Source organism: Pseudomonadota bacterium (genome assembly GCA_022572885.1).
Taxonomy (GTDB): Bacteria; Pseudomonadota; Gammaproteobacteria; order Steroidobacterales; family MnTg04; genus MnTg04.
In genome coordinates this window covers 15,071-30,124 of record JACZVC010000035.1, presented here as the reverse complement: position 1 = coordinate 30,124, position 15,054 = coordinate 15,071, and the positions used below count along the sequence as shown (strand labels likewise).

At 55.8% G+C, this 15,054-nt stretch carries 10 protein-coding genes and 1 riboswitch; of the genes, 8 read left to right on the top strand and 2 right to left on the bottom strand.

Annotated elements, in window-relative coordinates; genetic code table 11:
• From IIA05_11630 to IIA05_11600, 7 genes are all read left to right on the top strand, one after another.
• A partial coding sequence (locus tag IIA05_11630) for a hypothetical protein (protein ID MCH9027744.1) occupies nucleotides 1-1,110 on the top strand: 1,110 nt, incomplete at its 5' end.
• Nucleotides 1,111-1,233: 123 nt separating this feature from the next.
• Complete coding sequence (locus IIA05_11625) at nucleotides 1,234-4,203, top strand: hypothetical protein (GenBank protein MCH9027743.1); 2,970 nt, start codon at nucleotides 1,234-1,236, stop codon at nucleotides 4,201-4,203.
• A 251-nt stretch (nucleotides 4,204-4,454) separates the two neighbouring features.
• On the top strand, nucleotides 4,455-5,468 hold the full coding sequence (locus IIA05_11620) for a PrsW family intramembrane metalloprotease (protein MCH9027742.1): 1,014 nt from the start codon (nucleotides 4,455-4,457) through the stop codon (nucleotides 5,466-5,468).
• Between the two features lie 15 nt (nucleotides 5,469-5,483).
• Nucleotides 5,484-6,851 carry an SLC13/DASS family transporter gene (locus tag IIA05_11615; protein MCH9027741.1) on the top strand — a complete coding sequence of 456 codons (1,368 nt, stop codon included), beginning with the start codon at nucleotides 5,484-5,486 and terminating at the stop codon, nucleotides 6,849-6,851.
• A 257-nt stretch (nucleotides 6,852-7,108) separates the two neighbouring features.
• Nucleotides 7,109-7,193: riboswitch (cyclic di-GMP riboswitch) on the top strand.
• Between the two features lie 161 nt (nucleotides 7,194-7,354).
• A complete protein-coding gene (locus IIA05_11610) occupies nucleotides 7,355-8,782 on the top strand; it encodes a hypothetical protein (protein ID MCH9027740.1) in 1,428 nt (475 codons plus the stop codon).
• Nucleotides 8,779-9,423: a VWA domain-containing protein gene (locus IIA05_11605; protein MCH9027739.1), complete on the top strand. Its 645-nt coding sequence runs from the start codon at nucleotides 8,779-8,781 to the stop codon at nucleotides 9,421-9,423. The genes IIA05_11610 and IIA05_11605 overlap by 4 nt, the downstream gene beginning before the upstream one ends.
• Before the next feature lie 123 nt (nucleotides 9,424-9,546).
• Nucleotides 9,547-10,170, top strand: a complete 624-nt coding sequence (locus tag IIA05_11600) for a DUF2799 domain-containing protein (protein ID MCH9027738.1) — start codon at nucleotides 9,547-9,549, stop codon at nucleotides 10,168-10,170.
• Between the two features lie 76 nt (nucleotides 10,171-10,246).
• Here IIA05_11600 and IIA05_11595 read toward each other — a convergent pair whose 3' ends face one another.
• A complete protein-coding gene (locus tag IIA05_11595) occupies nucleotides 10,247-12,421 on the bottom strand; it encodes a peptidase M3 (protein ID MCH9027737.1) in 2,175 nt (724 codons plus the stop codon).
• Between the two features lie 291 nt (nucleotides 12,422-12,712).
• Here IIA05_11595 and IIA05_11590 point away from each other — a divergent pair, with 291 nt between their 5' ends.
• Nucleotides 12,713-14,071, top strand: a complete 1,359-nt coding sequence (locus IIA05_11590; GenBank protein ID MCH9027736.1) for an LOG family protein — start codon at nucleotides 12,713-12,715, stop codon at nucleotides 14,069-14,071.
• 164 nt (nucleotides 14,072-14,235) lie between these two features.
• Here the strand turns inward: IIA05_11590 and gpmA are convergent, their stop codons facing one another.
• Nucleotides 14,236-14,988, bottom strand: a complete 753-nt coding sequence (gene gpmA / locus IIA05_11585) for a 2,3-diphosphoglycerate-dependent phosphoglycerate mutase (protein MCH9027735.1) — start codon at nucleotides 14,986-14,988, stop codon at nucleotides 14,236-14,238.
• Between the last annotated feature and the right edge of the window lie 66 nt (nucleotides 14,989-15,054).

Here is a 15,054-nt window from a genome sequence, read left to right as displayed (position 1 = left end):
CGCAACGCGCTGAGCAGCGAAGGCTTCCGCAACGCACTGAACAGCGAAGGTCTCCGCGACGCGCTGAACAGCGAAGGTTTCCGCAACGCACTGAGCAGCGAAGGCTTCCGCAACGCGCTGAGCAGCGAAGGTTTCCGCAACGCGCTGAGCAGCGAAAGCTTCCGCGACGCGCTGAGCAGTGAAGGCCTCCGCGACGCACTGAGCAGCGAAGGTTTCCGCGACGCGCTGAACAGTGAAGGTCTCCGCGACGCGCTGAGTAGCGAAGGCTTCCGCAACGCGCTGAGCAGCGAAGGCTTCCGCAATGCACTGAGCAGCGAAGGCTTCCGCAATGCGCTGAGCAGCGAAGGCTTCCGCAATGCACTGAGCAGCGAAGGCTTCCGCAATGCACTGAGCAGCGAAGGCTTCCGCAATGCGCTGAGCAGCGAAGGCTTCCGCAATGCGCTGAGCAGCGAAGGCTTCCGCAATGCGCTGAGCAGCGAAGGCTTCCGCAATGCACTGAGCAGCGAAGGCTTCCGCAACGCGCTGAGCAGCGAAGGCTTCCGCAACGCGCTGAGCAGCGAAGGCTTCCGCAACGCGCTGAGCAGCGAAGGCTTCCGCAATGCGCTGAGCAGCGAAGGCTTCCGCAATGCACTGAGCAGCGAAGGCTTCCGCAATGCGCTGAGCAGCGAAGGCTTCCGCAACGCGCTGAGCAGCGAAGGCTTCCGCAATGCACTGAGCAGCGAAGGCTTCCGCAACGCACTGAGCAGCGAAGGCTTCCGCAATGCGCTGAGCAGCGAAGGCTTCCGCAATGCACTGAGCAGCGAAGGCTTCCGCAATGCGCTGAGCAGCGAAGGCTTCCGTGACGCACTGAGCAGCGAAGGCTTCCGCAATGCACTGAGCAGCGAAGGCTTCCGCAACGCGCTGAGCAGCGAAGGTTTCCGCAACGCGCTGAGCAGCGAAGGCTTCCGCAACGCGCTGAGCAGCGAAGGCTTCCGCGACGCGCTGAGCAGCGAAGGCTTCCGCAATGCGCTGAGCAGCGAAGGCTTCCGTGACGCACTGAGCAATCAAGCCTTCCGTCAGGCGCTCAACGCCGAACTGTTCAGCAACGCTCTGAAAAATCAGCGACAATGAGGGATAGGGGTTCGCAGTCCTGATTTCGGGCAAAAGCTGCGATCGGTACTGCAATCAAAGGATACAACGGAACATTTCCGTTGTATCCTTTCTCATTATTTCAGAATAAAAAAAAGGATTCCCATGCAAACTCCGAAGAGCTGGCTCCTGTCTATCGCGCTCGTATTGGGGACATATCAGTCGGCTAATGCACAAGGCCTCGATTTTTTCGAAACCCGCGATATGAAGCTGCTCTATTTCAGCCCGGGCGAATCCTATCTCGTCCCGTATGCCGCGCTGAGCTTCGAAAATTCGATGCGCAGCCAACGCTCGATTTTCAACTATGAGCCCCACGACAAAGTTAACGTCTTATTGACGGACTTTGCCGATCATGGCAATGCAGGCGCGTTTCCGGTCCCCAGAAACCAGGTTCTCGTCGATATAGCGCCCCGACCGCCCACCTATGAAACGACAGCGCCTGCCGAACGTATGCGCAGCTGGATGAATCATGAGCTTGTACATCTGGTTACTACAGACCAAGCGAACAGCAACGACAGGCGAGCGCGCCGTTTTTTTCGCGGTAAAGTCCGGGCCGAGTCGGCCCATCCAGAAACAATTTTTTATTCTTACTTGACCAACCCGCGGCTTTACTCGCCCCGCTGGTATCATGAAGGCATTGCCGTTTTCATAGAAACCTGGCTGGCGGGAGGGCTGGGCCGCGCGCAGGGTGCCTATGACGAAATGGTCTTCCGCTCGATGGTCAGGGACAACGCCCACTTTTACGATCCGCTGGGCCTGGTTGCGGAAGGCACTAAGGTTGATTTTCAGGTCGGCGTCAATGCCTACCTCTACGGAACGCGCTTTATGACTTACCTGGCGCTGACCTACGATCCGGACAAGTTGGTCACGTGGGTATCGCGGCAGGAAGACAGCAGGCGCTCGTACGAGAAAGAGTTTGAGCGTGTTTTTGGTTTGACGCTAAATACAGCCTGGCAGGGCTGGATTGAATTCGAGCGGGAATTTCAAACCAGGAATCTTGAATCGGTACGCCGGTACCCAACCACCCCGTATCAGAATCTGTCCGGCCGGGCACTTGGCTCGGTTTCTCGCGGTTACGTGGATGAGCAAAGCGGCACGCTTTATGCGGCGTTTCGTTACCAGGGGGTCGTTGCCCATGTTGGAGCGATGTCAATGCATGATGGCAGCATCAGGCGCCTGCAGGATATCAAAGGTCCAATGCTGTACCGGGTGACATCGCTCGCCCACGACCCGGACAGCAAAACGCTCTTCTACACCGCCGACAATTACGCCTTTCGCGACCTGATGGCAATTGATCTCCAAACGGGGAAGACAGACATGCTGCTCCGGGACGCCCGTATCGGCGAACTGGTATTCAATCGCCGCGACAGATCCATTTGGGGCGTACGGCATTTGCATGGCCTTGCATCGCTCGTACGCATTCCCTACCCCTACAAAGAGTGGAACGTGATCAAGACATTTGACTACGGTACCTCTCTGTATGACATGGACATATCGCCGGACGGTAAATTGCTGTCCAGTTCTTTCGGCGATGTATCAGGCCAGCAAATTTTGTGCATCTTTGAAATCGAGTCGCTGTTGAACGAGGAAATGGTCCCGCTCAAATCGTTCGATCTCGGCCAGTCGATTCCCGAGGGGTTCGTGTTCTCTCCGGACGGCCAGTATCTGTTCGGCAGCTCATATTACACCGGCGTTTCCAACATCTGGCGCTATGAACTGGCTACCGAGGAACTGGAAATTGTCAGTAATGCAGAGAGTGGGTTTTTTCGGCCGATCCCCCGCGAAGATGGCTCACTTATCATTTTTCATTACACCGGTGATGGATTCGTCCCTGCGACGATCCACCCCGCCCCGTTGGAGGACGTAGGTGCGATTAGTTTTCTCGGTACCGAGACTATTAACAAGCACCCCTTTCTTGCTGACTGGGAGGCCGATTCTCCAACCGATATCAATCTTGACGAACTGAAAATCGGTGAAGGCCGCTATGTGCCGATCAAGAACCTGAGTTTTGAATCCTGGTATCCGATCATCGAGGGCTACAAGGATTCGGTCGCCGTCGGGCTGAATTTTAAATTTTCCGACGCGATCATGTTCGATACACTGGAATTGTCTGCAACCTACAGCCCGGATCGCGATCTTCCTGCCGATGAGCGCTTTCATTTGAGTGTGGACTACAGCCATGTGGTTGCTAACGCGACACCCCTGGCCGGCACCTGGCATGCCGGGGCCAGATACAACTTCGCAGATTTCTACGATCTCTTTGGCCCCACCAAGGAGAGCCTAAAGGGCAACCGGTTTTACGTTGGCTATGATAAGACCCTGGTCTACGATGAGCCGCGACGACTTAATTTCCATACGGAAGTCAACCACTACACCAACATGGATCGGTTACCGCGATACCAGAATATCGGCGTCGCGTTCGACAAGCTGACGACGTTCGAGGTTGATCTCAACTATTCACACATCAAGTCCTCCCTGGGTAATGTCGATGACGAGAAAGGATTCAAATGGCGAATGATCGCCACCGCAGATTACGTCAACGGGGATACAATTCCGAAGTTTTTTGGCAACTTCGATTTTGGAATTCCACTATGGTGGAAACATTCGTCGATTTGGTTCAGAAACTCGGCAGGTTATGCGGATGGCGAGCCGCTCGATGAGTTCGCCAACTTTTTCTTCGGCGGCTTCGGCAACAACTACGTCGATAGAGGTGACATCAAGCGCTATAGGCAGTCGTATGCAATGCCAGGCTTCGAACTCAATGAAATTGCCGGCAGAAATTTCTATCGTTCGCTGGTCGAGTGGAACCTTCCTCCGATCCGATTTCGACGGGTTGGCAGTCCGGGATTCTATCTGTCATGGGCGCGCCCCGCCTTGTTCGCAGCTACCCTGGTCACCAACACAGATGACAGTGCAATACGCCGCAAGGTAAATTCTTATGGCGCACAGATAGATTTTCAATTTACAGTGCTTTCACGGTTGAACATGACTCTGTCAATAGGATATGCCGTCGGGACGGGCGACGGTGTCATCGGCTCACCGGATGAGTTTATGGTTTCTCTCAAAATATTGTGATACTCGCGGGTCCACTCTGTTTTCGAAAGAACCGCGTATACCCTGGGGCGCAGCTGGATTTCCAGTTCACCCTTGCTCATTGCCTGGATATGGCGCTTTGGGCAACTTGCGTCGAGGGTTGCGAGAACGGTAACAAACTGGGCGATGAGTGGATGGCATCGCTTAAATTACCAGCATTTGACGTACTTTAACGCGCCTGCTAGTAAGGTAGCCATGAATACAAGCTACCGCATACTGGCAGAAGAGAGCGTATGACCCAGAACCTGTTTGTCGTTGCACCAATCGGGCTGCTCCCGGCGATTATTTTCCTGGTGATCCTGCTGTACATGGATAGCTACAAGCTGGTGTCCATGCGCACAATCATCTGGGTGATCGGTATCGGCGGTCTGCTCTCGGCCCTGACGTACTTCGTCGGCGCCGGGATCCTGGATTTGACGCAAATGAAGTGGACCGGCTACACGCGCTATGTCGCGCCGGTGCTCGAGGAGTTGCTAAAAGCGTCGGTGATCGTTGTCTTGATAAGGACCAGTCGTATTGGGTTCCTGGTAGACGCGGCAATTTTTGGTTTTGCCGTCGGTGCCGGTTTTGCACTGGTCGAGAATCTCTATTATTTGCAGACCCTGGATAGCGCCAACATCGGTGTCTGGATAGTCCGCGGGTTTGGCACGGCGATCATGCACGGTGGCGCCACCGCGATTTTTGGCATCCTTACCCAGGCGCTGACCGAAAGAAGTATCGGAATCAATCCCTTGATGTATCTACCGGGACTCGCGATCGCGATCGCTTTGCATTCCTTATACAACCATTTCCTGATTTCTCCGATACAATCGACAATGCTGATATTGCTGGTGCTGCCGCCCGTGCTCTATGTGATCTACCTGCAAAGTTCACGGTCCATGCATGACTGGTTGCAATTGGATTTCGATGCGGATGCCAGTTTGCTCGAGCAGATCAACTCGAGTGAGTTTGCGGAATCCTCGATCGGCAGGTACCTGGGCGAGCTGACCAATAAGTTCAAGGGGCCCGTCGTCGTCGATATGCTTTGCTATTTGCGTCTGTACACCGAGCTCGCTCTGCGCGCGAAAGGTGTGCTGATGATGCGCGAGAACGGCTTTGACGAGCCTGTCGGAGAGAGGACGCGGGCGAAATTCGAGGAAATGAGGTTCCTGGAAAAGAGTATCGGTAAAACCGGGCGCATGGCGATGAGGCCTTTTCTGCATATGGATCGCAAGGATTTGTGGCAACTGTATGTGCTGGAAAAGTAGCGTTGGGATATTTCGATGAGAGTGGCAATACTGGTTGCCGGCCCTCTACTGGCGGCCGTGCTCGGGGTTGGGCTGTTTTACGGTGGATCGACGCCGGACGTTGCCTGGACCGCCGGCATCACGCTGATATGCGCCATGTGGTGGATCTTCGAACCCATTCCGATACCGGCGACTTCGCTGATACCGCTCGCTGTTTTGCCCCTGGTTGGCGTGTTGACGCCCACTCAGGTCGGTGAAGCCTATGGCAGCCCGCTGATACTCCTGCTGCTGGGTGGATTCATGCTGTCAACGGCATTGGTGAGAAGCGGCGCCCACCGCAGAATCGCGCTCGGCATGGTGCACGCATTTGGCGGGACCAGTCCCCGACGATTGGTGTTTGGCTTCATGGCCGCCGCCGCGGTACTCAGCATGTGGATATCGAATACCGCGACCACGCTGATGTTGCTGCCGATCGTACTGGCGATCACGGAAAAAGTGACCGACAACCGCATGAAAGTGAGTCTTTTACTGGGGGTAGCGTATGCCGCCAATATCGGTGGGTTGGGGACGCCGATTGGTACGCCACCCAACCTGATTTTCATGAAAGTCTACGCGGAAAACACCGGGATCGAGATTACTTTCCTCGGATGGATGAAATGGGCGCTTCCGGTCGTCATGATCATGGTCCCGATCACCGGTATCTGGCTGACGCGCGGGCTCAAAAAACAAGTTGAGCTTGCATTGCCCGATGTGGGAAGGTGGCGTTCGGAAGAGATCCGCACGCTGATCGTTTTTGCGATTACCGCGCTCCTGTGGATGACCCGCAAAGAACCTTTTGGCGGCTGGAGCGCACTGGCCGGGTTGCCGACCGCAAATGACGCCAGCGTTGCATTGCTGGCCGTAATCGCGATGTTCCTGATACCCAACGGCCGCGGGAGCCGCCTGCTGGTCTGGGATGCCGCGGTAAAGATTCCCTGGGGTATCCTGATCCTGTTTGGCAGCGGCATCTGCATTGCCAAGGCGTTCGTCAGTTCGGGGCTCAGCGTGACCTTGGGCGCCGCACTGGCGGGACTGGGGCAGCTTCCGCTGCTACCGATGATCGTGATTATTTGTCTGTCGGTAACTTTCCTGACGGAAGTGACCAGCAACACCGCCACAACCACGCTGCTGATGCCGATTCTTGCGGCCGCGGCAATCAATACAGGTATCGATCACGCGCTGCTCATGGTGCCGGCGGCGATGAGCGCCAGTTTTGCATTTATGCTGCCGGTGGCGACCGGTCCGAATGCCGTTGTTTTTGGATCCGGCCAGTTGACCATCAGGCAAATGGCGCGTGAAGGCATTGTACTCAACCTGATCGGCGTGGTGGTGATCGCCAGCGTCGTCTATTTCCTTCTGAGTTGAGTATTGGCGACAGCAATTTGCGTTCGCGCGCAATATTTTCTTCTCCAGAATGCGCATAAACAGGGCTGTCGGCAATGGCAGACAACCTGAAGAACGCACGGCAGGAATCGATGGGTGGCTGCCCGCGGTTAGTCAGGCCCCGTCGCGATAAGCATGCGAATGCCGGGACGGCAACGCCGCGAGCCATTGTGCGCGGCGCTGTTTTACATAAATTCGGGGAAATTGACATCTCAATACTTCCCTGACAGTCTCGAGTCGATTGTGAAGGGCACACCTTTTCGAAAGAAGGGGTCGCAAAGCCACCGATCTAAGGGATGTTCCTATGATAGCGGGGTTACCGAAGCAGATTTATCTGTCTCCATGAGGCGGCCGCACCGGCGGCCTCGCTGAACTCTCCCCGCTGTGTCGCCGGCGGTTTGCGATACCGACGTTCGAGGTGATGCCTTTAAAGGCATGCCGTGCCAGCTTATGCGCGGACGGCGATTGTCCATGGGAGACACATCATGAGCATTGAGCAGTTCCTTTCCATTACCCCCAGTCCGGTGCTGTCGGGCATTATCTGGGCGGTGATCATCATTGCAGTCCTTTACCTGGCGAGGTCGACGGTTCATGCGGCGCTCCACAGCGCCGGCGGGATCTTGCACAATGCCATGCGCATTGGCTCACGCTCGATTGGCCGGGCGGGAGCACGGCTCACGGAGCGCAACAAGGAAGTGCTTCTGGCCGCGGGACGGGAAGTCAAGGAAAGGATTATCGAACGCGAGTTTGAGCGGGTCGGCGATTCTGTAGATAAAGACCTGTCCAAGTACCCGGCTTTGCGGCGCAGGCTGAACGAGGCCATTGCCCGGATCGATGAAGACCACCAGAACGCGATCGATGTTCCTCCCTCTCCGCCGGGCTGGACCAAGGCCGTTGAAGTAGTCGCCAAGATTGATGCCCCCAGCGACTACATGATCGGCAACATCCTTGCCGATATCCACAAGTCACTGCTCAAGGCCCACAATCAGGCGATAGAGGAATATCGAAAAGCCAGTGCGGCACGGCACAAAATATTGAGCGGCATGATGCCTCAATGGATCAAGATTCAGCAGACGCTGTCGGCGGTCACCAAAAACATCGATAGCCTGTTAAAAAGGTCGCGCGCTATCGACCGGCATATGAAGGAATATGAAGACATCGTCAAAGGTACCGACAGGGCCGTGCAAACGCTTTCGTCCTCGTCGCTGGTGCAGTTTTTCGTTTCCGCGCTGGTCCTGGTAGTCGCCCTTGGCGGCGCGACCGTCAATTTCTCGCTGATTGCCCGCCCGATGGCCGAGATGGTCGGTGGTACGAATTTTATCGGTAGTTTTCGGGCTGCCGATATCGCGGCCCTGGTAATCATCCTGGTCGAAATCACCATGGGCCTGTTCTTGATGGAGGCCATGCGCATAACGCGCTTGTTCCCGGTGATCGGCGCATTACCGGACAAGATGAGAGTCAGGATGATATGGGTAACCTTTACGATACTGTTTTTATTGGCCAGTGTGGAAGCGGGCCTCGCCTACATGCGCGAGATATTGCTGCAGGACGAACTGGCAACCAGCGCGATGCTGCGTGGAGACACCACGCTGATGGTGGCCGGTAATTTCCAATGGATAACGACGGCAGCGCAGATGGGTATGGGCTTCGTGCTGCCATTTGCCCTGGTATTCGTTGCCATCCCGCTGGAAACCTTCGTGCATTCGATGCGTACGGTTATTGGCGTGATCGGGATAGGCTTGCTGGGCATCGTTGCATTGTTGATGCGGGTCCTGGGCAATGCCTTCCGGTATGGCGCGAGTTTTTTGCAGAAACTCTACGACCTGCTGATCATCGTGCCATTGTGGATCGAGCACATGGTGGTCAGGAAACGCAACGATTCGGCCAGTCAGCTTAAAGAGGTGTCACCATGAAAATTCGGACTCTGCCGATAATCCTCATTTTCCTGCTCACGGCATGCGGGGAACCGGTTGCCAGAAACACGGGTGCGTATCTGCTGCTCGACACTTCCGGCACCTATAGCCAGGAACTGGACAAGGCGGAGCACATTATTAACTACACCTTGACCAGGCTGGGGCCGTCTGACAGTTTCGCCGTGGCGCGGATCGATACGGGTAGTTTTAGTGAGAAGGACATTATCGCGAAAGTGACTTTCGACGATCGTCCGAGTACCGCGAACCGGCAGAAGCGCCGTTTCTCGGAGCAGATCGCAGCGTTTACACGCAGCGTCAAGTCGTCGCCATACACCGATATCACCGGCGGAATTCTGCAGGCGATCGAGTACCTCAACGAAAAAGAAACCGGCCGGAAAGTGATATTTATATTCTCGGACATGAAAGAAGACCTGATGGAAGGTTATATCCGGGATATCCCGCTGGAGCTGGACGGATTCGAGGTGGTTGCGCTGAACGTAACGAAGTTGCGAGCCGATAATGTGGATCCCAGGCAGTATCTCGACCGCCTCGAAGGGTGGAAAACAGTGGTGGAAGCGGGCGGAGGCAACTGGCGGGTGATCAACGATCTCGATCGGCTGGAGAAATTGCTGGGGCACTGATACCGGCAGCGGATCGAACTCCTAACGTGATCCTGGTCACGGATATTATGTCAAAATACCATTAAACTGCTGCCCAAATGAGATATTTACCGATGCTTATTTGCGGCCGGCCGGGAGGATGACATGAAAATTCGGATTGCCTTGGCACTGGTGGCCCTGTTTGCCGTGCAAGGATGCGCGACCATGAGCCAGGAGGAATGCTTGACCGGCGACTGGTATGCCATTGGTTTCGAGGACGGAGCCCAGGGCCGGAACGCTGACCGTATCGGAAAATACAGAAAAGCATGTGCCGATTACGATGTTACACCCGACCTAGTTGCCTACCAGGAAGGCAGGGAAAAAGGGTTGAGAGAATTCTGCCGGCCGCAAACCGGTTTTGCCGTCGGTCGGCGTGGTCATAGCTACTCGGGAATTTGCCCCGCCGATCTCGAACCGGCATTTGTCGCTGCATACCAGGAAGGCAAGCATTTGTACTCGTTGCGCGCACAGGTAAATAATACCACCCGCATGCTCGCCCTCCGAAAGGAGGAATTGCACGAACTGGAAGAGGACATGGTGCGTATTGCGGCGGCGGTGATTGATAGCGAGACCACCAACGAGGAACGGGCGATACTGCTGATAGACGCCAAGGATATGGCGCATCGTCGAGGCGAACTCGAGCATGAGATCCTGCACCTGGAAAGGGATCAAGCGGTTTTTCAGGATCGGCTGGCAAACTATGAGCATGCACTGATGTACGATTATTGATCAGTGCACTGGTTGGAAAAAAGGCGCCGTCAACAGACAGCGCCTTTCTTTTTTCCGGGTTGTAAAACGGCACAGCTTATTCGCTGTCGGTCATTCCTCGCCTTTCGAGCAGAGGCTCGATAGACGGTTCGCGCCCGCGGAACGCGACATACAAATCCATGCCCGGTTCGGAACCGCCTTTGGCGAGTATGTGTTTGCGAAATTTCGCCGCCGTTTCCTGGTCAAAGAGGCTGGTCTCCTTGAAGGCCTGGAATGCATCGGCATCCAGAACCTCGGACCACATGTAGCCGTAGTAACCGGAGGAATAACCCCCCGAAAAGATATGGGCAAAATAACCGCTGCGGTAACGCGGGATGATCTCCTCGATCAGCCCGATCGCTTCCATGGCTGCGATTTCAAATTCCCTCGGGTCACCGATCTCAGCCGGGTGGCTGAGCGTGTGGTAGTTCAGATCGAGGTAGGAAGCCGCCATATACTCGACCGTGGCAAAACCCTGGTTGAATTTTGCCGAGGCGACGATCTTGTCGATGAATTCCTGCGGCATGGGCTCGCCGGTGTCATAGTGCCTGGCGAACATGCGTAAAACCTCGGGCTCTCCCATCCAGTTTTCCATGACTTGCGACGGAAACTCCACGAAATCCCGTGGTGTGTTGGTGCCGGAGAGGGACTCGTAGGTCACATCGGAGAGCATGCCGTTCAGTGCATGGCCGAATTCATGGAAAGTCGTACTGGCATCTCCATAACTTATCAGCGAAGGTGAATCGGCACTCGGCGCCGGGAAATTGAAATTGTTGGTAATGATCGGGCTGACATCGCCGCCAAATTTCTGCTGCGAGCGCAATGCGTTCATCCAGGCGCCACCGCGTTTGCTCTCGCGGGCAAACCAGTCCATGTAAAGAATGGCCAGGTGGCTGCCATCGGCGTCGAATACTTCGAACACTTCCTGGTCCGGATGCCAGGTCGGAAGATCGTCGCGCGCTTCGAAGGTCAGGCCGAACAATCTGGTGGCCACGGCGAACGCGCCGTCACGAACGGCGGTGACTTCGAAATAAGGACGCAACGCCTGCTGATCCAGCTCATAACGAGCTTTGCGGACCTTTTCCGTGTAATGACGCCAGTCCCAGCCGCGAACCCGGTCGTCGATACCATCGGCATCCATCATCTCCTGCAGGGCCGCACGTTCCTTCCTGGCCAGCGCAATCGCCGGTTTCCAGACCTGGTCCAGAAGAGCGTAAACGCGCTCCGGCGTTGCCGCCATGTTGTCGCTGAGAACGAAGTGGGCGTGGCTTGCATAACCCATCAATTGCGCGCGCTCGGCACGCAGCGCAACCATGCGGGCAAGGATTTCCTTGTTGTCGGCATTGTTGTCGTTGTCGCCACGCATTGCATAACCCAGGTAGATTTTCTTGCGCAGCTCGCGGTTTGGCGAATACTCGAGAAACGGGTTGATGCTGGGTCTTTGCAAAGTAAATGACCAGCACTCGCAATCGTGACCGCGGCGCTTTGCTTCCTCGGCGGCCAGGGCGACCAGGTTGCCCGGCAGTCTGCCGAGATCGGCACGATCGCTCACCAGCAGTTCAAACTCGTTGGTCTCGTCAAGCAGGTTCTCACCGAATTGCTGCGAGGAGCTGGCGAGTTCGGAGTTTATTTCCTTGAGGCGCTCTTTCGATTTTTCATCCAGGTTCGCGCCCGAGCGTATAAACCCCTTGTGCGATTCGGACAGTAATCGCAACTGTTCTGCACTCAGATCCAGGGACTCGCGCTGCTCATAAACGGCGTTGACCCGCGCAAACAGCTCTTCGTTCAAAAAGATCGCGTCACGCATGGCCGATAGCTCGGGTGCGATCAGCTTGGCAGTTTCCCGAATCGAGTCATTGGAGTTCGCGGAGTTTACCGCAAAAAAGACCCTGGACGCCCGGGTCAGATCGCCGCCGGCCATTTCGAGCGCCTCCAGGGTATTGGCAAAGGTTGCCGCATCGGGGTTGGCCGCGATCTCGTCTACTTCGGACAGAGTCCGCCTGATCCCCTCACGCAGCGCCGGCAGATAGTGTTCGTCTTCGATCAGATCGAACGGCGGTACGCCAAACGGTGTATCCCATTTCGCAAGCAGCGGGTTGTCGGCGACGGCAACATCATCGGCAGCTATTTCACTGTCTGCTTCGGTCGCTTCGGAGCCGGTTTCCTGGGTGGCCTGCTCGCAACCCGTGAGTACCAGGCCGGTGGCCAGGATGAGTCCCGCAAAATGTTTCATTGATTCAGCCTTTGATGTTGCAGAGTGGGCCAGCATATCAGTTTTCCAGACTCGCCGGCCTGCCGTGCGCGACGCTGCGAGCGATATGCAAGTTAGCGCGATTGAGGATTGACCCCTTTATTTTCGCGGACTGGCCAGTAGCACGGTTCGCCGGGCCTGTCGATATCGCCTTGGCGGAGTACTATTATTGAGTTGCGGGCCCAATAAGTGAATAAGCAAATGAGCGACAAGAAGCCGGACCAGGCTACCCAGGAAAGTGACCCAAAAGATCAGGGTTATCGCATGGAGACTCTGGATGCCTCGGTAACCCCGAGAGGCATGCTGGAGTTGCTGTCGCAGGACGAAGTGAGTCGTCTGCGCGACGCGGGCCATGGCGAACTCGATGACTTGTTTCGCCGCTGCGCGCTGGCGGTGCTCAATTGCGGCGAGGAAACGGATGATGCCGCAGAGGTCTTCGAGCGATACCCTGACTTCAAGATCGAAATTGTCCAGCGAACGCGCGGGATCAGGCTGGAGATACGAAACGCGCCGGTCTGTGCATTTGTCGATGGGCGAATGCTCAATGGCGTCAAGGATCACTTGTTTGCCGTGTTGCGGGATATCGTTTTCATATCCAGCAAACTATATGGCGGCGATCAACTCGATACTCAGTCCGCCAGCGGAATAAGAAACCTGGTTTTTCATATTTTACGCAACGCCGGCTTGTTGCATTTGCGGATGCCGCCGCGACTGGTTGTCTGCTGGGGAGGGCACTCGATCGGCGCCCGGGAATACGACTATTCCAAAGAAGTGGGCTATCAGCTTGGACTGCGCGGCATGGACATTTGCACCGGGTGCGGACCAGGCGCGATGAAAGGTCCCATGAAAGGCGCCGCGGTTGGCCATGCCAAGCAACGTATCCGCAATGGCCGCTATGTCGGTGTTACCGAACCGGGCATTATCGCCGCGGAATCGCCAAACCCCATTGTGAACCACCTGGTGGTCTTGCCGGATATCGAAAAGCGCCTGGAGGCATTTGTACGCATGGGCCACGGAATAGTGGTTTTCCCAGGCGGTGCCGGAACCCTGGAAGAAATACTATTCCTCCTTGGCATACTCAGCGATGAAAGAAACGACGCTATCGAAATGCCGCTGATTTTCACCGGCCCGGCGGGGAGCGGATCCTATTTCAGGCGTATCGATGAATTCCTCGTGAAAACACTGGGTGAGGATATCCGGCAGCATTACCGGATCATTGAAAATGATTCGATCAGGGTTGCCAGGCAGATGACAAAATCGATTACCGATGTCGCCAGCAACCGGCGCAAAACCGGAGATGCTTATTACTATAACTGGTTGTTGCGGATACCCATGGAAATGAAACAACCCTTCGCCGTCAATCATCAGAGCATGGCGGCGGTCGAACTACGCAGCGATCTGCCAGCGGCACAATTGGCAGTCAACCTGCGGCGTGTTTTTTCGGGCATCGTTGCCGGCAACGTCAAGGATGCAGGAATTCGCATGGTTCGCGAGCGCGGGCCGTTCAAGATTCGGGGCGATGGGGCAATCATGCAGGCGATCGACAAGCTGCTATCAGGGTTCATCGTTGACCAGCGGATGAAATTGCCGGGCAAGGTCTACCATCCGTGTTATACGATCGTAACCGACTGATTCCTTAGTTTACCGGGTTAATATTCCGGCCGTACAAGGATTGCTGTGAACGCGTCGATTGCGGTTTGACGCGTCACAATCCGGATGCCGTTCACTGCAGGCATTGCGGGGCGTTGCTGCACATTCAGACTTCGGGCCAGTGATAAGGTGTGTGCTCGGTGGTCTTATTGTTGTGAGAGGCCTTGTTTGGCAACTGCCTCAGCCGCCGCTTTTACGGCTTCCGGATCACCGAGGAAACGCCTGGCGACAGGCTGTTGCTGGTCATCCAGGTCGTACAACAACGGAATACCGGTCGGGATATTAAAGCCGACGATATCTTGATCCGAGATGTCATCGAGCATTTTGACCAGCGCGCGCAGGCTGTTGCCATGTGCGACGATCATGACTCGGGCGCCTTTTTGCAATTGTGGCAATATGCTGCCCTCCCAAAACGGCCGAACCCGATCCAGCGTGTCCTTCAGCGCTTCGCTGGCCGGCAACTGGGTTTCATCGAGATCCCGATAGCACGGGTCAAACCGGGGATGCCGCGGATCATCGGGAGCCAGCGCCGGGGGCGGTGTGTCATAGCTCCGCCGCCAGACCAGCACCTGCTCATCGCCATATTCGGCCGCCGTTTCCGACTTGTTCAGTCCTTGCAGGCCGCCATAATGACGCTCGTTAAGGCGCCAGCTCCTGATTACCGGTATCCACATCCGGTCCTGGATATCCAGCACGACCCACAGAGTTCGGATTGCCCTTTTGAGTACCGATGTGAATGCAACATCAAACTGCAGATCCTCCGCCAGCAATAATTCTGCGGCCTCGGCTGCCTCGGACGAACCCCGTTCAGTCAGATCGACATCGGTCCAGCCGGTAAACCTGTTTTGCAGATTCCACTCACTCTGACCGTGACGCAGAAGCACGAGCTGACCATCCATCACACCACCAATTTCCGGGAGAGTAGGCAAAGCCTACCGTTTTGCCGGCGATGAAGAAACCATTGA

Coding starts and splice junctions, on each gene's coding strand:
- IIA05_11625 (MCH9027743.1), top strand. CDS start 1,234: ATGCAAACTCCGAAGAGCTGGCTCCTGTCTATCGCGCTCGTATTGGGG.
- IIA05_11620 (MCH9027742.1), top strand. CDS start 4,455: ATGACCCAGAACCTGTTTGTCGTTGCACCAATCGGGCTGCTCCCGGCG.
- IIA05_11615 (MCH9027741.1), top strand. CDS start 5,484: ATGAGAGTGGCAATACTGGTTGCCGGCCCTCTACTGGCGGCCGTGCTC.
- IIA05_11610 (MCH9027740.1), top strand. CDS start 7,355: ATGAGCATTGAGCAGTTCCTTTCCATTACCCCCAGTCCGGTGCTGTCG.
- IIA05_11605 (MCH9027739.1), top strand. CDS start 8,779: ATGAAAATTCGGACTCTGCCGATAATCCTCATTTTCCTGCTCACGGCA.
- IIA05_11600 (MCH9027738.1), top strand. CDS start 9,547: ATGAAAATTCGGATTGCCTTGGCACTGGTGGCCCTGTTTGCCGTGCAA.
- IIA05_11595 (MCH9027737.1), bottom strand. CDS start 12,421: ATGAAACATTTTGCGGGACTCATCCTGGCCACCGGCCTGGTACTCACG.
- gpmA (MCH9027735.1), bottom strand. CDS start 14,988: ATGGATGGTCAGCTCGTGCTTCTGCGTCACGGTCAGAGTGAGTGGAAT.